Origin of the sequence: Amorphoplanes friuliensis DSM 7358, assembly GCF_000494755.1 — a bacterium.
GTDB lineage: Bacteria > Actinomycetota > Actinomycetes > Mycobacteriales > Micromonosporaceae > Actinoplanes > Actinoplanes friuliensis.
In genome coordinates this window covers 5,693,176-5,714,697 of sequence record NC_022657.1, presented here as the reverse complement: position 1 = coordinate 5,714,697, position 21,522 = coordinate 5,693,176, and the positions used below count along the sequence as shown (strand labels likewise).

The window sequence follows — 21,522 nt, the reverse complement described above, 5'->3', positions numbered from 1 at the left end:
CCAGCGTCCGGAACGACACGCCCCGTACAGTTTCGGACATGCCCTCCGTCGCCCTGGCCGTCACGGACGGCACGCCCCTGTTCGAGCTGGCCGCCGCCTGCGAGGTCTTCGGCGTCGACCGCGGACTCGCGGAACCCTGGTACGACTTCACCGTCTGCGGCGACGACGGCGCGGCGGTCGGCGGCTGGCTCACGGCCGGCATCCGCCACGGCCTCGACGCGCTCGCCGACGCGGACACGGTCATCGTCCCGTCCTGCCGCGACGCCGAGGAAACCCCGCCACCCACCCTGGTCGCCGCGGTCCGTGCGGCCCACCACGCCGGCGCCCGCATCGCGTCCCTGTGTACGGGCGCCTTCGTGCTCGCCGAAGCCGGACTTCTCGACGGCCGCCGCGCCACCACCCACTGGGCACACACGACGCTGCTGGGCGACCGCTACCCCGCGGTGAGCGTCGACCCGGACGTCCTCTACATCGACGACGGCGACGTGCTGACCTCCGCGGGCAAAGCCGCCGGCCTCGACCTCTGCCTGCACCTCGTCCGGACCGACCACGGTACGGCGGTGGCCAACGCCCTCGCGCGCAGCCTGGTCGTGCCCCCGCACCGGCAGGGCGGCCAGGCCCAGTACATCCCCGCGGCGGTTTCGCACGGGCCGGACCACGCACTCGCCGGACTGCTGCCGTGGGCGCTCGAACACGTCGCCGAGCCGCTGACCGTGACCGATCTGGCCCGCCGCGCCGGAATGAGCACCCGCAACCTCGCCCGGCACTTCCACGCGGTGACGGGAGTGAGTCCACTGCGGTGGCTGCTGACGCAGCGGGTGCGGCTCGCGCAGGAACTCCTGGAAACTACGGACCTGAGCATCGAACAGCTCGCGTCACGCACGGGCCTGGGCACGGCGACAACCCTGCGCCGCCACTTCAAGGAGCAGCTGGGCGTCCCGCCCGAAACCTACCGCCGCACCTTCCGGCCCTGAGAGCGGCGGCGGCAGGAGAAGAGCGCGGTGGCGAAAGCGCCGAGGCCGAGCACCAGCAGGCCGACCTCGCTGGGCGAGGCGAGCTCCACCAGCTGGGGATCGCGGGACGGGGTCTTGTTCTCCGTGGTCTCCATCGGCTGACCGTATGCGATCAGGTCAACTGCGCCGGGCCTAGGATCGGGCCATGGGCCGCACCGACCGCGTCAGCCGCTTGATCGCCGCATCGCCGACGACCGTCTACAACGCACTTCTCGACCGGGGAGCGTTGGAGGCGTGGTTGCCGCCCGAGGGGATGAGCGGGCGTGTCGAGCGGTGGGATCCCCGGCCCGGGGGCGGGTTCCGGATGGTTCTCACTTATCTCGACGCGGCCGGCAGTCCCGGCAAGACGTCGGAGGCGACGGACGTTGTCGACATCGAGTTCGGCGACCTGGTGGCGCCCGAGCGTGTGGTGCAACGAGCTGTTTTCGAGGCTGACGATCCTGCTTTTGCGGGCGTCATGACCATGACGTGGCACCTCGTTCCCGCCGGGGAGGCCACCGAGGTGACCGTCACCGCCGAGGACGTGCCGTCCGGGATCAGCCAGGCCGACCATGAGGAGGGGATCGCTTCCTCGCTGGCCAACCTGGCGTCGTACGTCGAGAAGGCCTGACCGGTCAGATGCCGAGTCGCCGGGCTCCCGCGGTGGTGTTGACGAGGCGGGGAACGTCGGCCGTCGGGTCGAGGCCGAGGCGCAGGGTGGGTGTCCAGCCCGCGTCCGGCGACAGGTCCGGGTCGTGGGCGGCGTTGTAGGCCGCCACCAGGTCGACGGGCTGGGGAGTGCGGTGGCCGATCTGGACCAGGGTGCCGATCGCGGTGATGCGGGTGCCCTTCCAGTAGTGGACGATCTCGCTGTCGGGCAGGTCCTCGGCGCGGAGGAAGAAGTTGTTCTCCGCGTAGATGCTGGACTCCACGCCGACGCCCAGTGAGTATCCGTAGCTCTCGTCGGTCGCGGTGTACGCGTTGTTGTAGATGTCGACCTGGCCGAAGCGGACGCGCGGCGCCCGCTGGACGACGTTGGCGAAGCGGTTGTGGTGGATCGTGACGCGGAGCTTGCCGACGTCGACGCCGGGGGTGTCGGTCGAGCCGATCAGCATCGTCTTGTCGTGGTCGTAATAGTTGTTGTACGAGACCGTCACCAGGTCGGAGCCGCGGATGATGTCGCTGGCGCCGTCGTGGACCTGGTACGGGCGGCCGAGGCGGATCGGCTGGTCCGCGTCGTGGTTGTTGCCGTCGCTGAACGTGTTGTGGTCGAGCCAGACGTTCGTGGCGCCGCTGAGCGAGACCAGGTCGTAGAGGGAGTTCCAGTTGCCGGCCTCGCCGTCGGTCGGGTCCCAGGCGGGGAAGCAGTCGGCCGCATCGGTGAGTTCGAGGTTGCGAACGATCACGTTGGCGACGTTCGTCAGGGTCAAGCTGCCGTGGTCGATGCGGGCGCCGTTGATGCCGATGATCGTGGTGTTCGCCGGCACGGGGATCTTGATGCGGTCACCCTGGTTCCTGGCCGACCGCACGCGGGCCTCCTCGAGCGGGCCGGTCGGTTTGGTGGCACGCCCCCACACCGCCGGGTCGTACGCTGCCAGGAACGCGTCGAGGTCGTAGGCCGGATCGGCGTAGTCGGCGCAGGTGGCGCCGGCGTTCATGTCGATGCGCCCGCTCACGAAGACGATCCGCGGGGCGGCGTCACCGCTCACGGCGGCCAGCAGCTCGGCGCGGTTGCGGGCCACGAAGATGTGGGCGTCGTCCGCGGCCGAGCCGCCGGTGGTGCCCGCTCCGGCCGACGCCCAGCCGTCACCGGCCGCGAGAGGTTGCCGCGCCAGCTGTAGAGCAGCGGGGGAGGCGCCCGCGGCGGCGGTGGCCGGCACGGCGGGACTGAGGCCGAGAACGGTGAGAACAGCGACGGTGGCCAGGGCGAACGTACGCATGGACGCGCTCCAGGAAGAGGGGAGGAAAGCGCTTACCGGAGCCAACGGTTACACGCGTGTTTCGGCCAGTCAATGGAAACGAATGTGCAGGAAGTTTGCAGTCTCCCTAGGCTGGGGCGGTGCAGGCCGAGGACTTCCGCGTCGAACTGACCGGGTACGCGTACCGGATGCTCGGGTCGGGATCGGAGGCCGAGGACGCGGTCCAGGAGACGCTGCTGCGCGCCTGGAAGAACGCCGGCCGGTACGACGAGGAACGTGGGTCGCTGCGCACCTGGCTCTACCGGATCGCCACGAACGTGTGCCTCGACATGCTGCGCAGCGCCCAGCGGCGGGCCCGGCCCGTCGACCTGGGCCCGGCCGTGGAGGCGGGCGCCCCGCTCGGTGTGCCGCTGCCGGAGTCCACCTGGGTACGCCCGATCGCCGACGCCCGGGTTCTGCCCGGGGCCGACGACCCCGCCGAGCAGGCGGTTCGCCGTGAGTCCGTACGCCTGGCGTTTGTGGCTGCGCTGCAGAAGCTGTCACCGAGGCAGCGGGCCGTGCTGATCCTGCGTGACGTGCTCGGCTGGCAGGCGGCCGAGGTGGCCGCCCTGCTGGAGACCTCGGAGGCGTCCGTGACCAGCGCCCTGCAACGGGCCCGCGCGTCGGTCCGCCGGGATGCGCCGGTCGCGCCGCTGGAGCCGGACGCCGAGGCGCTGCTCGACCGCTACTGCCGGGCGTTCGCCCGTTACGACGTGACCGCGATGATCGCGCTGCTGCACGAGGACGCGACGATGTCGATGCCGCCGTTCACCTGGTGGCTGCGCGGCCGGGAGGCCATCGCCGACGTGCTGCGTCACGGTGGCGGGTCGTGCGAGGGCGCGCGGATGGTCCCGGTGGCGATGAACGGCACGACGGCGTTCTGGCAGGAGCGGCCGACCGGGCCGGGTGGCGCGTTCGAGCCGTTCGCGTTGATGCTCTTCGAGACCGCGGGCGGCCTCATCACCGAGATCGTCACTTTTCTCGACGAGCGGCCGATGAGTTCCGGGCCGCTGCCGCGTATCCCCTCCGAGAACGAGGAGGATTCATCGTGAGCACCCTGCAAACGATCATCTGTACGCGGGACACCGCCCGTCTGCTGGCCTTCTACCAGGGGCTGTTCGGCGCGCACGAGGTGATGCGGTACGAGGACTTCTACGTCGGTCTGCAGGTCGGCGACTCCGAGCTGGGGATCGTCGCCGAGGACAAGACGGACCTGGAGGCGCCGCAGCGGATCGCGCTGAATTTCGCCGTCGACGACGTGGACGCGCTGCTGCCGCGTGTGAAGGAGCTCGGCGGGACGGTGCTGGGACCGCCGAACGACATGCCGTGGGGCCAGCGGGTCGCCCACGTCGAGGACCCCGACGGCAACGCCGTCAACCTCACCTGCCGGACCTAGGATGGGTGCGTGCAGAGTGATCTTGAGCTGGCCCGGACGGCCGTCCTCGCGGGGGCGGCCGTCGGCCTGCGGTATTTTGCCGCCCTCGCGGATCTGCCGCAGGAACGCAAGACCGACGGCAGTGTGGTCACCGAGGCCGACCGGGCCGTCGAGGCCGCCGTCCGCGAGGTGCTGACCGCCGCGCGGCCCGATGACGCGATCCTCGGCGAGGAGGGCGGCGCGACCGGTGCCGGCGAGCGCCGGTGGATCATCGACCCGATCGACGGCACCGCGCAGTTCGTCGCCGGCGACAACCGCTGGCTCGTCCTGCTCGCCCTCGAGGAGGCCGGCGAGATCACCACCGCGGTGGCCGCGGTCCCCGCGCAGGGCCGGGTCTGGTGGGCGAGTCGCGGTGGCGGCGCCTTTTCGGCAGACCTCGACGGTACGGGTGAGCAGCGCCTCCACGTCGGTCAGGCCACGACGGCATTGGCCGGCGCCCGCCTCGGTGCCATTCCGGTGCCGCCCAACCTGACGGCGGCCGACGAGGCGATCACCGCGCCCCTGGCCGCCGTGGCCTCGGTGGTGGACTGGGACGTGCACGCGGCGCTGCTCGTCGCGAACGGCGAACTCGACCTGGCCCTGCAGACCCGCGGCCAGGTCTGGGACTTCGCCGCCACCTCGCTCATCGTCTCGGAGGCCGGCGGCTCGTACGGCGGCGCCGACGGCATCCGTGGCCCCCGGGCCGGCGTCTCGCTCTTCGCGGCGAATCCGGCGCTGTGGCACGCGGCGCACGCGGTGCTCTGGCCGGTGTAACTACGGAGACGTGCTCGACGAGCGGACGAAGAGCAGGGCCAGCAGCGCGCCGATCGACAGGACCACGCTGATGATGCCCAGCACCCGGCCGAACAGCGCCGGACCGACCCCGTGGGCGCCCCGGCCGCGGGTGCTCATCACGATCGCCGCGATGCCCGGGATCCACCCCAGCAGGCAGAACGCCATCGGGATGCTGATCACGCCGAGGATCAGCGAGATCCGCCCGGCGTTGCGGTTCGGCGGGGTCGGTGGTGCCGCGTTGCGCGGATCCCACTGCAGCCGCGGCGGCAGATCCTGGACCTGACCGAGCAGGTCGGAGGCGTACGTCGCGGTGCTCACCGCGACCACGCGGGCGTCGTACTGCGGTGTGGTCAGCAGGCCCTCGTCGAGTGCCCGACTCAGCTGGTCGAGCACCTGGGTGCGGTGCACTGTGCCGATGCGCTCGTCCTTCATCGAAGGGCAACGTATCGCGCCGCGGAGCGGGGCGGCGGGGAAACGCTGCTTTCCGGTAGGTTCCGGGCCTTCATCAACATCATGGGGGAAATACCGGATGCGTCGTCTTCACCTCTTTCTGGCCGCGCTTGTCGTGGCCCTGGTCCCCGCGATCGCCGCGCCGGCCCAGGCCGCCGCGGTCACCGGGCGGGCCGTCAAGATCATGCCGCTGGGTGACTCGATCACCTGGGGGACCGGCTCGATGAACGGCTCGATCCCCGGCTCGGGCTACCGCGCCGGGCTCTGGACCAAGCTCGTCGCCGGCGCCGGGCTCGCCGTCGACTTCGTCGGCAGCATGAATTCCGGCTCGCTGCCCGACACCGACAACGAGGGCCACTCCGGCTATCGCATCGACCAGATCACCGCGAACGTCACCGGCTGGCTCACCGCGGCCCAGCCCGACGTCATCCTGCTGCACATCGGCACGAACGACTTCTGGCAGGACCATGAGACCAGCACGGCCTCGAAGCGGCTCGGCCTGCTCCTCGACAAGATCCACCAGGTACGCCCGTCGGCGACCCTCATCGTCGCCGAGATCGTCCCGACGCGGCAGGACGCCCTCAACACGAAGATCGACGCGTACAACGCGGCCATCCCGGGGCTGGTGGCCACGCGGGCGGCGGCCGGTCACAACATCCGCAGCGCCGACCTGCACGACACCATGACCGACGCCGACTTCGCCGACACGCTGCACCCGAACAACACCGGGTACGAGAAGATGGCGAACCTCTGGCACTCGGCCCTCGAGCCGGTGCTCGGCGGGGGACGGGAGTGGCCGCTGCTGCGTACCGGTCTCGAACCGGGTGAGACCGCGCCGACCTGGATCGACACCGTGGACCGGGCGTCCGGCGTCGGCGGGTACCAGGCCGGCCTGACCACCATGGAGACCGGCCCCCGCACCGGCACGTCCCACGGCGGCGCGAACGCCCTGATGTACTCCGGCAACGACCAGAGCACCAGCCTCTCGTACTCGTACATGCGGGTCTTCGACACGCACCTGCGGATCTCGCCGAGTTCCGTGCTGTCGTACTGGATCCGACCCCAGCAGACGAACGGCACCTACGTCGCCGTCGGCCTGCTCTTCACCGACGGCAGCTCGCTGCGCGACTCCACCGCCGTCGACCAGTACGGCGTCCGCGCCCACCCGCTGCACCAGGGCCAGGGTGGTCACCTGGTCGTCAACCAGTGGAACCTCGTCACGGTGTCACTGTCCGCGCTGGCCGGTCGCACGGTCGACCGTGTGCAGCTGGGCTACGACCAGCCGGCCGCCACCGGTGTCTTCCGCGGCTTCGTCGACGACATCGCCGTCACCGACCACGGCCTCCCGGCGCAGAACCTGGCCCTCGACCGGCCGGCCACCGCGACCACCGAGCCGTGCGCGGAGACGGAGACCCCGGCTCAGGCCACCGACGGCGTGACCACCACCAACAGCAAATGGTGTACCCGAGCAGCCGGCCAGTGGCAGGTCGACCTCGGCACCGCCTCACCCGTCGGCCGCGTGGTCCTGCGCCACGCCTCGGCCGGCGGCGAGTCACTGGCCTGGAACACCCGCGCGTACCACGTGGAGACCAGCGAGGACGGCGAGACCTGGACCGCCTTCGCCACCGTCACCGACAACGCCGACGGCATCACGACCAGCTCGGCCGACCCCGTCACCGCCCGCCACGTCCGCGTGACCGTGGACGCGGGCCGCCAGGACGAATACCCCCTGACCCGCATCTACGAGGTGGAGGTCTACGCCCGGTAGGCGGAGGCGGCGCGTTCGACCCCGGCCCGGTGGGCCTCGCGGGCCGGGGTGTCGATCTGCTGCTCGTCGCCGGTCACGCCGGTGTGGCCGTCCAGCTGCTCCCGCAGGATGTCGGCGTGGCCGGCGTGCCGGGCGGTGTCGTTGAGGATGTGGACGATCACGCCGAAGAGTTTCACGTCGGGGCGGGGCCACCAGGGCACGTGGCCGGGGGCGTCCAGGGGGAGTTCGGTGATCGTCGCGTCCGCGTGGTCCCAGGCGCGCCGGTAGAAGGTGATGATGTCGTCGCGGGTCTCGTCCGGGGTCACCCACAGGTCGCTGCCGTCCGCGTCCTGCCAGCGGGGCAGCGGCTCGGGGAACGGCCGGTCGAAGATCTCGCCGAGGTAGCGGGCTTCCCAGGTCGCCAGGTGTTTGACCAGGCCGAGCAGGTTGGTGCCGGTGACGGTCAGGGGGCGCCGGATGTCGTACTCGGACAGGCCGTCAAGTTTCCGGACCAGCGCGCGGCGGGTGAACTGGAGCTCGTCGTGCAGGTAGTCCTTCGCGTATTCGTCGATCACAGGAGTCGAGCCTGCCACCCGGTGGCAAGGGGGCGGCCCGCACCGCGCCGGTGCGGGCCGCGTGGGGTCAGGCCGGGGCGTGGAGGGTGATGGTCGTCCACGCGCCGACGTGGACGTGGTCGCCGTCGCCGACGCTGCGGGTCTGGCCGGCGGTGAGGGGCCGGGGTTCGTCGTTGAGCCAGGTGCCGTTGGTCGAGCCCAGGTCGGAGACCAGCCAGACGCCGTCCACGCTCAGGGTCAGCAGCGCGTGGCTGTGGGAGACACCCGGGTCGGCGTCCGCGAGGTCGATCTCCGGGTCGGTGCCCTTCGAGGTGCTCTTGCGGCCGATCCGGACCTGCGGGGCGGGCAGGGACACCGTGCGTTCGCCGGTCTCCTCCGGGAAGTCGACACCCTCGATCTTGTTGGCCTCGAAGTACTCACGGTCGGCGAAGATCGTGGCCGTCCACTGGCCGGTCACGGGAGCCGCCGCGGTCGTGGGCTGGGTCAGGACCGGGACCTTGCCGGTGCTGTGGTCGAAGCCGCAGTCCTCGCAGAAGCGGCCCGCACCGGCGCGCGGCGTGCCGCAGTTGGGGCACGGCTCGCCGCTGGGGAAGGCCGGGGGAGCGGCGGGGGCGACACCGGGGGAGAAGACCGCGGTGCCACCGATCTTGGCCCCGCAGGTGTCGCAGAAGTCGTCCGTCGTGGACGCGTGGCCCTTCGGGCAGGCGAAGGTCGTCATTGGGCACGTCCCACCCGGACGGTCTTGGTGGAGCGGGTGTCGAGGGCCATCTCGTCGGCGGCCTCGACCTTGCGGCGCAGGCGGACCGTGCCGGTCGCGGCGTCCTCGATGTCGACGACCGTGGCCAGCAGCTCCTCGGTGGCCGTGTTGCCGCTCTCGTGCGCGAGCTGGGCGGCCCGGCCGAACTTGAGCGTCGCCGTCCGGTCGTCGCCGGCCTTGCGGGCCTCGATGCCCTGCTGGATCGCGTCGGCCAGCTCGGCCTGACCGGTGTAGTGGGCGACCTGGCGGTTGATGCGGGTCGACAGCGCGGAGTCCTCGGTCCAGACCGCGCGGACGAGCGTCTGGGCCAGCACGGTGTCACCCTCCACGACGGACACCCGCGCGGCGAGCATCTCGTCGCCGGCGGCGCCGGCGGTCACGTCGATGCAGACGTGGTAGTCGCGGCTCTCCGAACCCCAGGAGCCGAGCGGGTAGCGGCCGGCACGAGGGCCGTCCTCGACACGTTTGCCGGTCAGGTCGGCCACCTGCGGCTCGACCTGCTTGACGAAGCGGACCGTGGAGTTGACCGGCGTCCAGACCTTGAGCTGCACGTCGGCGCTGGTCTTGCCCATCGCGGCCGTCATCATCTGCTCGAACGCCTCGGCCAGGTCCTGCGGGCGGGCCACGATGTCGACCGTGCCCAGCATGGCCGTGGCGATCTTGCGCAGCTCGGAGACGGTCCAGTTGGTGCCGACGCCGCGGCAGTCGCAGGTGAAGCTGCCGCCGATCTCCTGCAGGACACTCTCCAGGTAACCCTGGTACTCGCCGTTCTCGCCGTCGGTGAGCAGGATGGCGTGGGTGATGTCGCCCGGGCGCTGCGAGAAGAGCTGGCCGGCGAGCTTGAGCCAGGCGCCCATCGCGGTGCCGCCGTTGGCCTGGAGGCGGTCGATAGCGCTGATCGCCTGGGCGCGGGTCTCGGCGGTCGCGACGGCGAGCTGGCCCGGCGCGGGGAAGAGCTGCTGAGCCGTGCTGACACCGGCGATGATGGCGAAGCGGACGCCGTCGTCGATGCAGTTCACGGCGGCCTTGGCGGCCTGCCGGGCGGCGGCCATGCGACCCTCGGCCTGCATCGAACCGGAGCAGTCCACGATGATGATCTCGGTGGCGCCGGCCGTGCGCCGTCCGCCCTCCGCGCCGGACGAGGCGACGGTGACGATCGCGTTGACTTCGGTCGCGCCCAGGGCGAGGAACTCGTTCTGGAACGCCTCGGCGGTGTACGGCACGGGCTCTCCCTTTAGCTGTCGAGGGTGTTCAGGGGGACGAGGACGACGGTGATGTTGTCGGAGCCGCCCGCGGCGTTGGCGAAGTCGATCAGCGACCGTGCCGCCGCCAGCAGGCTGTCCGTGTCACGCAGGGCGGCGCGCACCGTGTCGGCGAACGCGGCCGGCTCGGTCAGGTAGTTCCACAGGCCGTCGCTGCACAGCACGAGGTGCCCGGGTGTCTCGGCGAAGAACGAGCCGGTCCGCGGGTGGATCTTCCCGGCGTCCGCGCCCAGCCAGGCGGTGATGGCGTGCGCCTTCGGGTCGTTCCAGGCGGCCTGCGGCTCGGCCCCGAGGGAGATCGCGTGGGTCGCCCACGAGTCGTCCTCGGTGAGCTGCTCGGCGTCACCCTCGGCGGGGATCCAGTACGCCCGGCTGTCGCCGACCCAGCCGTACCCGATCTCGGTGCCGCGGACGCAGGCCGCGACGATCGTGCAGGCCGGGTTGGACGCGGCGCGGCGGGGGTCGCCGGTCCCGGCGAGCTCGGCGACCTGGGCGCCGGCGGTGATCAGGGCCTCGGCGACACTCTCGGGCAGCTCGCCCGTGGCCGCGCTCAGGCCCTTGCCGGCGGCCTCGGCGGCGGTCTCGGAGGCGACGTCCGGGTCGAACGACGACGACACCCCGTCGCAGACCACGATGTCGATGTCCGCGCCGCGGGTCGCCAGCCACATCGCGTCCTCGTTGCGGTGGTGCCGCAGGCCGCGGTCCGTGACGGCGGCGGCGATCAGCCCGGCGTCGGCCTCGACGTGGTCACGCGGGCGGGCCGCGAGCAGCCCGCAGTTGCCGCAGTAGCCGTCGTCGCCGACGACCCCGGCGGCGCCGCACGACGGGCAGTCCTTGCCGATCGCGAGCCCGGCCCCGGTGGCCAGGGCCTTGCCGCAGTTCTCACAGAACGCGGCTCCGGCGGCGCGTTCGTCGGCGCAGGACGCGCAGTCCTCCTGAGCGGTCATGCCGCCTCGTCTTTCCTCAGCGCGGCCGTCGGCCTCATGTGCGGGTCCTGGGCCGGGACGCGTTCGCCAGATCCACCAGGCGGATCCTCTCCGGTCCGTGGACGGCCCGGGCCATCTCCCGGTACGCGTCCTCGAGCGCGAAGCGTACGTCCCGCTCGCCCGCCAGGCCTCCACCGGTCGTGCCGACCACGGCGGACGGCACGGCTGTCCCGGCCTTCAGCGTGGTCAGGGCCCGTTCGAGCAATTCGGCGCGCAGGGCGGCGAGCTGTGCCGCCTCCATCTCGAGGCGGTCGATCAGCTCGGCCGCGGCCGCGAGCGAGGCGACGTCGGCGGCAGCGGACGCGTGCGACCGGACCAGCGCCCGCACCGCTCCGACCTGCGAGCTCCTGTACGCCGCAGAGGTGCCCGGCACCCGGTTGTACGCCTCCACGGCCCCTTCGCGGTCCCCGGTGGCGAGCCGGCACCGCGCCAGCCCCGACGACGCGGTCGTGTACGCCGGGTCGGTGCGGCTGACCACGTCGTAGTAGCCGGCGGCCTCCGCGGGGCGCTGTGCGAGCTCCAGGGTCAGGCCGAGCGCCAATTTGGGGGCGAGCTCGCCGGGCAGCGCGGAGTAGACCGCGTCGAACTGCGCCTGTGCCCGGGCCAGGTCACCCGAGGCCAGGGCGAGGACTCCGTCGTACCAGGCGAGCCGCCAGTCGCCGCCGGCCGCCGCCGCGATGGTGTCGCGCAGCCGGACGGCGTCGGTGAACGCGTCGGGGGTCCGGCGGGCCGCGCCGAGGTCGATCAGCGCCCGCAGGGCCCGCAGCTGCACCTCGAAGGTGTTCTGCGGCGCCTTGCCGAGCAGGGTGAGGACCTCCTGCGGCTCGGTCACCGTCACCGAGGCGAGGAAGGCGGCCGACGGGTCGGTCAGGTCGATCATCGGGGCGGGCAGGAAACGCCAGTTCGGCTCGTCGCTGCGCGGGTCGGTGCGCAGCTCGCCGGTGAACAGCCGGGACGTCGACGGGCGCGGCTCGCCGTCGGCGGCGAGCACCTCCCGCAGCACACCCAGCATCTGCTCGGTCATCTCACCGGCGTCGACAAAACGCTCGGCCGGGTCGGCGCGGGTCGCCCGGTGCAGCAGCCGGTAGAAGGACTCGTGCCGCTGGTAGACCTCGAAGTCGCCGTGCTCGGGCAGGCTCTCCTTGAAGGTGCTCTGATAGCCGCGGAAGTCGGTGGTCAGCACGGCCAGGGTGCGGCCGATCGTGTAGAGGTCCGACTGGATCGACGGGCCGGCCTGGGCCATCTCCGGCGCCTGGTAACCGACCGTGCCGTACAGGGCGGCGTCCTGGTCGTCGATGTGCACCACACCGCCGAGGTCGATCAGCTTGACCTGGTCACCGGTCTGGATCACGTTGTCCGGCTTGAAGTCGCAGAAGATCAGGCCGCGGTCGTGCAGGTAACCGAACGCGGGCATGATTTCCAGGACGTAGGCGAGGGCCTGGTCCAGCGGCAGCGGGTCGGCCTGGTTGCCGTTCGCCGTCCGCCGGTCCTTGAGGATGCCCTTGAGCGACTCCCCGCCGACGTACTCCATGACGATGTAGCCGGCGCCCTCGTGCTCCACGAAGTTGTAGATCTTCACGATGTTCGGGTGCTCGACCTCGGCCAGGAACCGCTGCTCGGCCACCGCCGCGGCCAGCGCGTCCTCGTCACCGGAGTTGAGCAGGCCCTTGAGCACGACCCAGCGGTCCGAGACACGCTTGTCGTTGGCGAGGTAGATCCAGCCGAGACCGCCGTGGGCCAGCGCGCCGATCACTTCATATTGCCCGCCGACCAGGTCGCCCTTGACCAGTTTGGGGGTGAAGTTGAAGGCCTCGCCGCAGGACGGGCAGAAACCGGACGTGCGCCCGGTGCGGTCACCGCGGGACCGCCCGACCGCGTTGCCGCACTTCGCGCAGTACCGCTTGTCCTCCGGCACCTCCGCGACGGTCATGATCGCGGTGGCGGGGTCACGTTCCGGCAGCGGCGCCACGTCGACGAGCCCGCCACCGAAGCGCCGCCGCCGGCTTCCCGTGCGGGCACTGCCGGTGCGTGCCGTTCCCCCGGTACGCGTGGAGAGCGCACCCGTGCGTACCGAAGGGGTGGTTGCCGTGCGCTGTTTCGGAGACGGCGACGGCGAGGGTGCGGACGCCGCCGGGGCCATCCCGCAGGTGTCGCAGTAGCCGTCCTGGATGGTGCCGGGACAGTTGCGCTGGCAGTTCACTGAAGGCCGTCCCTCGCAGTCGTGGCGGTGAGGCGGGCCACCGCGTCCTGGTACGCGTTCACCGCGGCCCGCGCGGCATCGAGGTCGCAGGGTGCGGTGTAGAGCGCCGTGCGTGCCCGCTCGGCGAGCGGGGCCAGCGCCGGGTCCTCGGCGAGTCCGCGGCGGCTCGCCTTGGCCTGGTACGCGTCGAGCCGGCCCCGCAGCTCGTTGCGAGTGGAGAGCATCCCGCTGTTGCGCGCGGCGACGCTGCGCAGGGCCTCGAGTCGTTCGCGGGCCCGGCGTGTCCAGTCCGCGAGCCGGGGGCTGATCAGCGACCAGTGCCCGGCGGCGGCGAGCGCGTCCAGGGCGGCCAGATCGGGCCGCAGGTCGGGACCGGCCGCCGAGGCGATGACCGAGCCGGCGAAGCGGCCCGCGACGCTCTCCTCGGCCACGGCGGCGGCCCGGGCGGCCTCGCCGAGCTGCGTGGCCAGGGCGTGTGCGTCGGTGAGCCGCTGGTTCAGGGCTTCGCGCAGCTCTCCGGCGGAGGTGCGCTCGGCGTCGGCGCGGTCGAGCAGCGTGCGGACGGCGGCGAGCGCCGCCTCGTCGCACCCGAGCGGGTCCGAGGCCATCATCGCGGTGAAGTCGCCGAGCCGGCGGTCGGCCTCGTCGAGCGTCGCGGACCGGGTGAGGGTGCGCAGGTGGGCCAGCGACGACGCGACGGTGGCGGCCTCGGGCATCAGCCGGTGCCAGACGTCACCCGCCCGGACGGCGACGTCGACCGCGGTCTTGAACGCGGCCTCCATCGCGGACAGCAGCTCGGCGGGGGAGCAGGTGGTGCTGACCTGACCGGCCCCGAGCAGCCCGCGCTGGGCCAGCGGCACGGTCCGCGTCGACAACGTGATCGAGCGGCCGAGCACCTGGTGCACGTACGCGGCCTTCTCGGGGTCGGTGAACCGCCGCTGGTTGCGCGCCGACCGGGCTGAGGTGATGAGCGCGGTCAGCATGCCGTAGCCGTCCCACAGCTGCGTCAGCGCGTCGGTCGCGTCGGCCCAGGCGGCGGCGGTCCTGCCGGTCAGCGGTCCCTTGTCGAGGTCCCGGCGGGCGGTGTTGTTGTCGAGATCCACCAGGTTCGAGGCGACCGCGGCGGCGGCGGCCTCGAGGCGCATCAGCTCGTTGTCGGCGCGGCCGAGCAGATGCTGGGTGGGTGCGGTCATCAGGGTCAGTCCCGGTACTCGGCGGCCGGTGGCTTCGGTGCGGCACCGAAGTCACCCAGCCATCGCTCGTACGTGGACCTCCAGGTGCCGTTGCTGCGGTTCCTGGCCAGCACGGCGTTGACGAAGCGGGTGAAGTCCTCGTGCTGTTTGGGCATCGCCATGCCGTACGGCTCCTCGGTGAAGCGGTCGCCGATCACTTTCGCGTACGGGTCCTGGGCGGCCAGGCCGATCAGGATGGTGTCGTCGGTGGAGATGGCCTCGACCTCGTTCTGCTGGAACGCGACGAGGCAGTCGCCGAATCCGGGCCGGTCGACCGCGATCGGCTTCGTCCTGGAGGCGACCTTGCCGATGTTGTCGTACGACGTGGAGCCCTTAGCGGCGCAGACTCTCTTGCCGCCGAGGTCGTTGATGGTCTTCGCCGGGGAGTCCTTGGAGACCAGCACCTTCTGCCCGGCGTTGTAGTAGATGGTGGAGAAGTTGACGTCCTTCCAGCGGGCACAGTTGGCGGTCATCGTGTCGGCGACGATGTCCACGGAGCCGTCGAGGACCGAGGTGACGCGTTTGTCGTACCCGATGACCTTGATCTGGATCTTGTCCGGGTCGCCGAAGATGGCCGCGGCGATCTGCCGGCCCATGTCGACGTCGAAACCCTCGACCTTGCCGGTGAACGGGTTGCGCGAGCTGAAAAGCAGTGTGTCCTGGCTGGTGCCGAGCACGAGCCGGCCGCGCTTCTGGATCGTCTCCATGTAACTGCCCGCCGGCATCTTGCCGGGTGCCGGCAGGGCGCCGGCCGGGCGCAGACTCGCCTGGGGCCTGCAAGAGGTGTCGGCGGGTGCGGCCTGACCGCTCGGCGCCACCTCGGCGGACGGGGTGGGCCGGCCCGGCAGCGGCGAGGAGTCACCGGCGCATCCGGTGGCGGCGAGCACGGTCAGCGTGGAGACGGCGACGAGGGCGGCACGGAGACGCATCAGCGGTACTCCTCGAGTCGGGTCCGCAGACCGGCGAAGGCGAGCCCGCAGACGACCAGGGCGAGCAGCGGGCCGAGGACGGTCAGCAGGCCCAGGCCGCGCCCGGCGTCGCTGATCTCGGCGCTGAACACGTCCTTGCGGCTCTCCAGCGCCCGGTCGATGAAGGTGGTGAGACCGGTGAAGGTCTGTGTGGTCCCGGAGCCGACGGCCAGCTTCACCGCGCCGTCGTAGTTGCCGCCGTTGTCGAGCTTGCGCACCTCGTCGTGGGCGGCGACGTAGGAGCGGTGGCTGGTGATCGCCGACTGGACCGCCTGGCCCGCGAAGCCGGTCGGCATCATCGCGCCGGCGTCGCCGAGCAGCCCGTCGAGCTGCTTGGTCGTGGCGTCGAAGTCCTCCTCCAGATCACCCTCGCCGGAGCGCGCGGCCAGCGTCAGCGCCTCGTCGCCCCGCTCGCGCAGGGCGGCGATGCGGGCCTCGGCGAGCAGGGCCACCGGACGCGATCCCTCGGAGTCGGCCTCGGACAGATGCGCGCGCTGCGCGATCAGCACCCCGCCGACGCCGAGCGCCAGGATCAGCGTCACGGCGGTGGCGGTGACCAGCGGCAGGTTGAACGTGCGCCGCGTCGTGCGGCTGAGGTAGCGCTGGGCCAGGAGCAACGCCCCGAGCAGCCCGGCCAGCAGGATCAGCAGCAGCGCCGTCCACCAGGAGCTGCGGGCGTCGGCGTACCCGTCGTTGACCTCGGCCTGCGCGGCCTGGAAGAGCGCCTGCGCCTGCGGCTGCAGCGACTCACGGCTCAGCGTGGAGGCCGAGGAGAGGTACGCGGCGCCGATCGGCAGGCCCTGGCGGTTGTTGGCGCGGGCGCTGGCCACCAGGGCGGCGTACCGGGGGAGGTCGGCGGAGAGCGCGCGGATCGCTTCGGCGGAGCGACCGTCCTCGGGGGTGCGCCGGGCGGCCGAGGTCAGCGCGGTGGCCGCCCGATCGAGGTCCTCCTCGTAGAGGTCGGTCAGGCCGGACGGTTCGAGCCCGCCGGCGAGGAACGCCTGCGCGGCGGTCGTGTCGGCGCGGGCCAGCGCGGAGTAGATCGTCTCGGCCTCGACCAGCAGGGGCTGCGCGCGGTTGCCGAGGTCGTCGGTGCCTCGTGAGGCCGAGGCCGCGGTCAGGCCGGCGACCAGACCGGTCAGCAGGGCCAGCGCCACCAGGGCGGCGAGGATCAGCTGGAGGCGGCCGGGGGAGGTCCGCCGGAGCCGGCCGACACGACTCAGGACACCGCCGCGGGTGTCCGCCACGACCGGAGCCACCCGGTGCAGCTGCGCTGTGCTCAAGCTTCCTCCGTCAGTGCCGTGCGTGGTCGGACGCTCACCCCGGCCACTGTGCCGCACGCATGCAAACGATCTTCGTGGTGAGGTGGGTGCCCGAGTCTATGCACGAACGAGCGCCCGGAGAGTCCCCCTCCGGGCGCTCTTTCGGGGGTACGTCAGGTCAGGGCACGCTTGAGCAGCTTGCCCGTCGCGGTCATCGGCAGCGTCTCGGCGAACTGCACGACCCGCGGGTATTTGTAACTGGCCATCTGCTCCTTGCCCCAGGCGACGAGCTCCTCCTCGGTGATCGTGGCGCCGTCCTTGAGAATCACGTACGCCTTGACCTCCTCGCCGTGGCTGGGGTGCGGCACCCCGATGACCGCGGCGAGCGACACCGCCTCGTGGGTCATCAGGACCTCCTCGATCTCCCGCGGGTAGACGTTGAATCCACCGCGGATGATCATGTCCTTGGCCCGGTCGACGATGTAGTAGAAGCCGTCCTTGTCCCGGCGGCCCAGGTCACCCGTCCGGAACCAGCCGTTGTTGATCACCTCGGCGGTCGCCTCGGGCCGGTTGTAGTAGCCGTTCATGATGCAGTGGCCCCGGATCGCGATCTCGCCGATCTCGTCGCTGCCCTCGATGGTGTTCCAGGCCTCGTCGATCAGCTTGACCTCGACACCCCAGATCGGGATGCCGATCGAGCCGGGCCGCGGGTCGCTGTCCGGATCGCTGAAGGTCGCCACCGGAGACGTCTCGGACAGGCCGTAGCCCTCCAGGATGGTGACCCCGAAACGCTGCTGGACCTCCTTGATGATCTCCAAGGGCAGGCTGGACCCGCCGCTGACCGCGATCCGCATGTTCCGCGCGATCTTCTCCACGTCGACGTCGTCGGTGAGGGCGTTGAGCAGACCCCAGTACATCGTCGGTACGCCGGCGAAGAACGTGACGTTCTCGGTCTGCAGCAGCTTGACCGCGGCCGCCGCGTCGAAGCGTGGCAGCAGCACCAGCGTCGAACCGCTGGAGAAGCCCGCGTTCATGTTGACCGTGGAGCCGAAGGAGTGGAACAGCGGCAGCACCAGCAGGTGGGTGTCGGTGCCCGGCTTCGTCTGGAACAGCCGGTTGCAGGTCAGCGCGTTCAGGATGAGGTTGGAGTGGCTGAGCTCGGCGCCCTTGGCCTGTCCGGTGGTGCCACTGGTGTAGAGGATGACCGCCGGATCCGTCTCGGCCGCCAGGACGGTCTCGAAGACCGGCGACTGCCCGGTCAGCGCCCGGCCGAGCGTCTCGGCGCCTTCGATCGGCGACGGCGCCGCCGGATCGGCGGTGACCAGGAAGAAATGCTCGCAGCCGTCGGCCTGCCCGAAGCCGGTGTGCCCCTCGGCACCCATCGGCAGCTCCGGTGAACCCTGGAAGCAGAAGTACGCCTTGGCCTCCGAGTCGGTCAGGTGGTACGCGATCTCCCGGCCCTTGAGCAGCACGTTCAGGGGCACGACGACCGCTCCGGCCTTGAGGATGCCGTAGTAGATCACCGGGAAGTAGGGCAGGTTGGGGCAGGAGAGCGCCACCTTGTCGCCGGGGCCGATGCCCCGGGACCTGAGCAGGTTGGCGACCTGGTTGGCGCCCGCGTTCACCTGGGCGTAGGTCAGGCGCTGGTCACCCAGGACGACCGCGGCGCGCTCGGGGTAACGACGGGCACTGTCCTCCAGGAAAACGGAGAGATTGAGCATGCGTAAGTCTCCTCGAACGGTCCGCTGTGGCGTCGGTCTCAATCCCAACATGCCCGGGTACGCCGACTGAACCCTCCGTTTCGTTTTTGTTTCACCTGGACCCAGCTCCGGCACGCAGGACGGGCGCACCGGCCGCCAGCACGGCGACCACGGCGCACACGGCCACGACGACGGCGGTCTGCCCCCACGGCACGACCAGGTCGATCGCCTGTCCGAGCTCCCTCTCGATCGAGCGCCGCGCCGCCAGCAGGCAGATCAGCGACACGCTGCCACCGAGCAGGGTGCCGGTCACCACGGCCAGGAACGCCTCACCGGAGGTCACTCGCAGCACGTGCCCGGTGCCGCCACCGGCCAGCCGCAGTGCCCGGAACTCGGTGCGCCGGGCGGCCGTGGCCATCAGCAGGGTGTTCGCCACGGCCAGGCCGGTGTATCCGACACCGAGGCCGAGCAGGACCACCAGGAAGATGTCGATGATGTCGCCCTCCTCGTCGATCTCGATCTGCACGTAGTCCCGGGCGGAGAGGACCTGAAGCCCGGCGGCCGGGGCGGCCGGACCGGTGAGCAGCACCGCCTCGGCCAGCGCGCCCGGATCGTGCCGCAGGACGAGCTCGCGCGGGAGCAGGATCGGTGCCGGTGCGTCGTCGCGGACCGCGGTGACCGGCAGCGACGCGGTGGTGCCGTCGGCAAAACGGACATCCAGGGTTGGTCCCAGGTCGGTGGACGTCACCACGCCGTCCACCTGATCGGTGCCGACCGCGTCGTAACCGGTGGTCTTTCCGTCGCGGGTGACCAGCAGGCGCGTGGGGAACCGGGCGTCACCGGGCTGACCCGTCACCGCCGCCTGGGACAGCCCGGGGGTGCCGTCGGGGGCGGCGACCAGCGCCGCGGGCACCTCGGCGGCCGCATCGACACCGGCGGAGTCGGAGATGGTCGCGACGGTCCCGGTGAAGAGCACCGCAAAACCCACGGCCAGCAGCACCGGCGCCGCGGTCGAGGCGACGCGCCGGGTCCCGGTGAGCGTTCCCTCGCGCAGCAGCATCCCGCTCGCGCCGTGCCGCCACGGCCAGGTGCCGAGCCGGACCAGCGGCCCGATGACCACCGGCGCCAGCAGTGCAGCTCCCACGAGCAGCAGCATCGCGCCGCCCAGGGTGGCCGACGACTGCGCCTGGGCGTCCAGGTTGGGCAGGGCCACCAGCAGTGCGCCGCCGCCGGCCGCCGCGAGCGGGCCGGCGATCCAGCGGAGCAGCGTCATCGGGCGCGGCTCGATCGCCGCCTCCCGCAGCGCGTCCAGGGCCGGCACGCGACTGGATCGCCGGGCGGCCGCCCACACTCCGATCAGCGCGACCACGATGCCCAGGACAAAGGCGGCGCCGAGGGCAACCGGTTGCAGCGTCACGGTGAAGCCCGCCGGTTCCAGTCCGGCGGACACCAGCGGTGCTGCGAGCAGGGGAGCGGTCACTGCCCCCAGGACCACGCCCGCCACGCCGCCGAGGAGAGCCACGACCAGGGTTTCGGCGTACATCATGCGGATGACCTGGCCGCCGGTGGCGCCGACCGCGCGCAGCAGGCCGATCTCGCGGCGGCGCTGGGCGGCGCTCAGCGCACAGGTGGAGGCGACCACGAAGACCGCGACGAAGGTGCCGAGGAAGACCATGGCGATCAGCAGCTGCGCGCCCAGCCAGCGGATGCGGGTCACGGACTCCGGCTCCAGCGCGTCCCGGGCCGAGCCGGACAGCACGGTGCCGTCCGCACCGACGGCCGTGCGGGCCGCCGCGGCAATGCTCTCGGGCTCACCGCTGACGGTCAGGCCGATGACGCGTACGCCGGACGCCAGCGCGGTCGCGGCGGTGTCGGCGACGTAGAGGCCCGGCCCGTCGGTCGTACCGGTCACCGTCCAGGTCGCCGGGCCGCGCGCGGTCAGCACCTCGATCCGGGAACCGGGTGCAGCACCGGCCAGCGCCACCTCACCGGGCCGGGCCGGGGCCGCACCCGCACTGAGCCTGTACCCACCCAGCACCGCCGACGACCAGGCGTGCCCCTCGGTGCGTGCCGCCTCGGGGTCGCCGGTCGCTCGTCCCGCCACCACCCGCTGCACGTAGAACGACGGGTCCGCGATCGCGGCCGTCACACCGGGAACCGCGGCCAGGCGCTGCGCGAGACCGGTGGCCTCGGCGGTCGTCCAGGAGCGGTACTCGGGATAACCGGACTCGGTGTCACCGACCGAGGGGGAGTGCACGAGCACCGGCGCGGCAGCCAGGCGGGCGGGCGTCTGCGGCTGCGACGACGCCCAGATGGTCGTCGACCCCGCGACGACGGCGACCCCCAGGGCGATCGCCACGAACGTCCCGGCGAACGCGGCGAAGCGGTGCCGGACCATGCTCCACGCGAGGCTCATCGCTCCTCCAGCCGGGCCATCCGGACCGCGATCTCCGACGCGCCCGACGGGTTGTCCAGGGCGTCCACGACCCGGCCGTCGGCGAGGAACAGCACCCGGTCGGCGTGCGCGGCCGCGTACGGGTCGTGGGTGACCATGACGATCGTCTGCGCGTGCCGGTCGACCGCCGTCCGCAGCAGGCGCAGCACCTCGCGGGATGCGGTGGTGTCGAGAGCGCCGGTCGGCTCGTCGGCGAAGAGCACCGCCGGGCGCGACACCAGGGCACGGGCGATGGCCACCCGTTGCTGCTGGCCGCCGGACAGCTCACTCGGCCGATGCCTGGCCCGGTCGGCCAGCCCGACCTCGGCCAGCATCTGCTCGACCTGACCGGGTGCCGGGCGGCGGCGCGCCAGGCGCAGGGGCAGGCCGACGTTCTGCTCAGCGGTCAGTGCCGGGATCAGGTTGAACGCCTGGAACACAAAACCGACCCGCTCCCGCCGCACCTTGGTGAGCGCGCGTTCGGACAGACCCGTGAGGCTGACGCCGTCGATGGCCACCTCTCCGCTGGTCGCGCGGTCGAGTCCCGCGGCGCAGTGCAGCAGGGTGGACTTGCCGGACCCCGACGGGCCCATCACCGCGGTGAAGGTGGCCGGCGGGATCTCCACGTCGACCGCGTCGAGGGCGGTCACCGCGCTTTCCCCCGTACCGAAGATCCTGGTGACGGCCCGGAGGCGGACCGCCGTGCCGATGGTCGTGATGGTCATGCCCGGAAGCCTTCCGGCCCGGCGGGCCGGGCACATTGGCGCGCGGGCGAGGATCGAAGGTATAT

The 21,522-nt window shown here is 71.8% G+C and carries 20 protein-coding genes; 6 read left to right on the top strand and 14 right to left on the bottom strand.

The window, feature by feature from the left end; genetic code table 11:
- The first annotated feature begins 38 nt into the window (after window positions 1-38).
- Entirely contained in the window at window positions 39-974 is a 936-nt protein-coding gene (locus tag AFR_RS26430; protein WP_023364303.1) for a helix-turn-helix domain-containing protein, read from the top strand.
- Here AFR_RS26430 and AFR_RS46860 read toward each other — a convergent pair.
- A complete protein-coding gene (locus AFR_RS46860; protein WP_158510572.1) occupies window positions 950-1,108 on the bottom strand; it encodes a hypothetical protein in 159 nt (52 codons plus the stop codon). The genes AFR_RS26430 and AFR_RS46860 overlap by 25 nt on opposite strands.
- A 50-nt stretch (window positions 1,109-1,158) precedes the next feature.
- Here AFR_RS46860 and AFR_RS26425 point away from each other — a divergent pair, with 50 nt between their 5' ends.
- Window positions 1,159-1,623: an SRPBCC family protein gene (locus AFR_RS26425; RefSeq protein WP_023364302.1), complete on the top strand. Its 465-nt coding sequence runs from the start codon at window positions 1,159-1,161 to the stop codon at window positions 1,621-1,623.
- Between the two features lie 4 nt (window positions 1,624-1,627).
- Here the strand turns inward: AFR_RS26425 and AFR_RS26420 are convergent, their stop codons facing one another.
- A complete protein-coding gene (locus tag AFR_RS26420; RefSeq protein WP_023364300.1) occupies window positions 1,628-2,932 on the bottom strand; it encodes a pectate lyase family protein in 1,305 nt (434 codons plus the stop codon).
- 119 nt (window positions 2,933-3,051) lie between these two features.
- Here AFR_RS26420 and AFR_RS26415 point away from each other — a divergent pair, with 119 nt between their 5' ends.
- From AFR_RS26415 to AFR_RS26405, 3 genes are read left to right on the top strand one after another with little or no spacing between them, the layout of a single operon-like run.
- On the top strand, window positions 3,052-4,002 hold the full coding sequence (locus AFR_RS26415) for a sigma-70 family RNA polymerase sigma factor (RefSeq protein WP_023364298.1): 951 nt from the start codon (window positions 3,052-3,054) through the stop codon (window positions 4,000-4,002).
- Window positions 3,999-4,346, top strand: coding sequence for a VOC family protein (locus AFR_RS26410; RefSeq protein ID WP_023364296.1), 348 nt, complete (start codon window positions 3,999-4,001; stop codon window positions 4,344-4,346). The genes AFR_RS26415 and AFR_RS26410 overlap by 4 nt, the downstream gene beginning before the upstream one ends.
- Before the next feature lie 9 nt (window positions 4,347-4,355).
- The gene (locus tag AFR_RS26405; RefSeq protein WP_023364294.1) at window positions 4,356-5,138 is read left to right on the top strand and encodes an inositol monophosphatase family protein; all 783 of its coding nucleotides are present in this window, start codon (window positions 4,356-4,358) and stop codon (window positions 5,136-5,138) included.
- Here the strand turns inward: AFR_RS26405 and AFR_RS26400 are convergent, their stop codons facing one another.
- Window positions 5,139-5,591 (bottom strand): DUF1707 SHOCT-like domain-containing protein, encoded by a 453-nt coding sequence (locus AFR_RS26400; protein ID WP_023364292.1) that lies wholly within the window; start codon window positions 5,589-5,591, stop codon window positions 5,139-5,141.
- Window positions 5,592-5,688: 97 nt separating this feature from the next.
- Between AFR_RS26400 and AFR_RS43980 the strand changes: the two genes are divergently transcribed.
- Window positions 5,689-7,377, top strand: coding sequence for a GDSL-type esterase/lipase family protein (locus tag AFR_RS43980; protein ID WP_023364290.1), 1,689 nt, complete (start codon window positions 5,689-5,691; stop codon window positions 7,375-7,377).
- Here AFR_RS43980 and AFR_RS26390 read toward each other — a convergent pair.
- From AFR_RS26390 to AFR_RS26340, 11 genes are all read right to left on the bottom strand, one after another.
- Complete coding sequence (locus AFR_RS26390) at window positions 7,365-7,931, bottom strand: DinB family protein (protein WP_023364288.1); 567 nt, start codon at window positions 7,929-7,931, stop codon at window positions 7,365-7,367. The two genes, AFR_RS43980 and AFR_RS26390, sit on opposite strands and share 13 nt — an antisense overlap.
- Window positions 7,932-7,998: 67 nt before the next feature.
- Window positions 7,999-8,649: a double zinc ribbon and FHA domain-containing protein gene (locus AFR_RS26385; protein WP_023364286.1), complete on the bottom strand. Its 651-nt coding sequence runs from the start codon at window positions 8,647-8,649 to the stop codon at window positions 7,999-8,001.
- On the bottom strand, window positions 8,646-9,911 hold the full coding sequence (locus tag AFR_RS26380; RefSeq protein ID WP_023364284.1) for a vWA domain-containing protein: 1,266 nt from the start codon (window positions 9,909-9,911) through the stop codon (window positions 8,646-8,648). The genes AFR_RS26385 and AFR_RS26380 overlap by 4 nt, the downstream gene beginning before the upstream one ends.
- A gap of 11 nt (window positions 9,912-9,922) precedes the next feature.
- Window positions 9,923-10,897, bottom strand: a complete 975-nt coding sequence (locus AFR_RS26375; RefSeq protein WP_023364282.1) for a PP2C family protein-serine/threonine phosphatase — start codon at window positions 10,895-10,897, stop codon at window positions 9,923-9,925.
- 34 nt (window positions 10,898-10,931) lie between these two features.
- On the bottom strand, window positions 10,932-13,136 hold the full coding sequence (locus AFR_RS26370; RefSeq protein WP_023364280.1) for a serine/threonine-protein kinase: 2,205 nt from the start codon (window positions 13,134-13,136) through the stop codon (window positions 10,932-10,934).
- A complete protein-coding gene (locus AFR_RS26365) occupies window positions 13,133-14,329 on the bottom strand; it encodes a hypothetical protein (RefSeq protein ID WP_023364277.1) in 1,197 nt (398 codons plus the stop codon). The genes AFR_RS26370 and AFR_RS26365 overlap by 4 nt, the downstream gene beginning before the upstream one ends.
- Before the next feature lie 5 nt (window positions 14,330-14,334).
- Window positions 14,335-15,297 (bottom strand): glutamate ABC transporter substrate-binding protein, encoded by a 963-nt coding sequence (locus AFR_RS26360; protein ID WP_023364276.1) that lies wholly within the window; start codon window positions 15,295-15,297, stop codon window positions 14,335-14,337.
- Window positions 15,297-16,619 (bottom strand): GlnX family signal transduction membrane protein, encoded by a 1,323-nt coding sequence (locus AFR_RS26355; RefSeq protein ID WP_023364273.1) that lies wholly within the window; start codon window positions 16,617-16,619, stop codon window positions 15,297-15,299. The genes AFR_RS26360 and AFR_RS26355 overlap by 1 nt, the downstream gene beginning before the upstream one ends.
- Before the next feature lie 152 nt (window positions 16,620-16,771).
- A complete protein-coding gene (locus tag AFR_RS26350; protein ID WP_023364271.1) occupies window positions 16,772-18,319 on the bottom strand; it encodes a long-chain-fatty-acid--CoA ligase in 1,548 nt (515 codons plus the stop codon).
- A gap of 91 nt (window positions 18,320-18,410) precedes the next feature.
- A complete protein-coding gene (locus AFR_RS26345) occupies window positions 18,411-20,714 on the bottom strand; it encodes an ABC transporter permease (protein WP_023364269.1) in 2,304 nt (767 codons plus the stop codon).
- Window positions 20,711-21,457 carry an ABC transporter ATP-binding protein gene (locus tag AFR_RS26340; protein ID WP_023364267.1) on the bottom strand — a complete coding sequence of 249 codons (747 nt, stop codon included), beginning with the start codon at window positions 21,455-21,457 and terminating at the stop codon, window positions 20,711-20,713. Before AFR_RS26340 ends, AFR_RS26345 begins: the two co-directional genes overlap by 4 nt.
- Window positions 21,458-21,522 lie beyond the last annotated feature (65 nt).

What these genes read in the sequence shown, in the direction of transcription:
- AFR_RS26430 (WP_023364303.1), top strand. Translation starts at nt 39, where the DNA reads ATGCCCTCCGTCGCCCTGGCCGTCACGGACGGCACGCCCCTGTTCGAG.
- AFR_RS46860 (WP_158510572.1), bottom strand. Translation starts at nt 1,108, where the DNA reads ATGGAGACCACGGAGAACAAGACCCCGTCCCGCGATCCCCAGCTGGTG.
- AFR_RS26425 (WP_023364302.1), top strand. Translation starts at nt 1,159, where the DNA reads ATGGGCCGCACCGACCGCGTCAGCCGCTTGATCGCCGCATCGCCGACG.
- AFR_RS26420 (WP_023364300.1), bottom strand. Translation starts at nt 2,932, where the DNA reads ATGCGTACGTTCGCCCTGGCCACCGTCGCTGTTCTCACCGTTCTCGGC.
- AFR_RS26400 (WP_023364292.1), bottom strand. Translation starts at nt 5,591, where the DNA reads ATGAAGGACGAGCGCATCGGCACAGTGCACCGCACCCAGGTGCTCGAC.
- AFR_RS43980 (WP_023364290.1), top strand. Translation starts at nt 5,689, where the DNA reads ATGCGTCGTCTTCACCTCTTTCTGGCCGCGCTTGTCGTGGCCCTGGTC.
- AFR_RS26385 (WP_023364286.1), bottom strand. Translation starts at nt 8,649, where the DNA reads ATGACGACCTTCGCCTGCCCGAAGGGCCACGCGTCCACGACGGACGAC.
- AFR_RS26375 (WP_023364282.1), bottom strand. Translation starts at nt 10,897, where the DNA reads ATGACCGCTCAGGAGGACTGCGCGTCCTGCGCCGACGAACGCGCCGCC.
- AFR_RS26365 (WP_023364277.1), bottom strand. Translation starts at nt 14,329, where the DNA reads ATGACCGCACCCACCCAGCATCTGCTCGGCCGCGCCGACAACGAGCTG.
- AFR_RS26360 (WP_023364276.1), bottom strand. Translation starts at nt 15,297, where the DNA reads ATGCGTCTCCGTGCCGCCCTCGTCGCCGTCTCCACGCTGACCGTGCTC.
- AFR_RS26350 (WP_023364271.1), bottom strand. Translation starts at nt 18,319, where the DNA reads ATGCTCAATCTCTCCGTTTTCCTGGAGGACAGTGCCCGTCGTTACCCC.
- AFR_RS26345 (WP_023364269.1), bottom strand. Translation starts at nt 20,714, where the DNA reads ATGAGCCTCGCGTGGAGCATGGTCCGGCACCGCTTCGCCGCGTTCGCC.
- AFR_RS26340 (WP_023364267.1), bottom strand. Translation starts at nt 21,457, where the DNA reads ATGACCATCACGACCATCGGCACGGCGGTCCGCCTCCGGGCCGTCACC.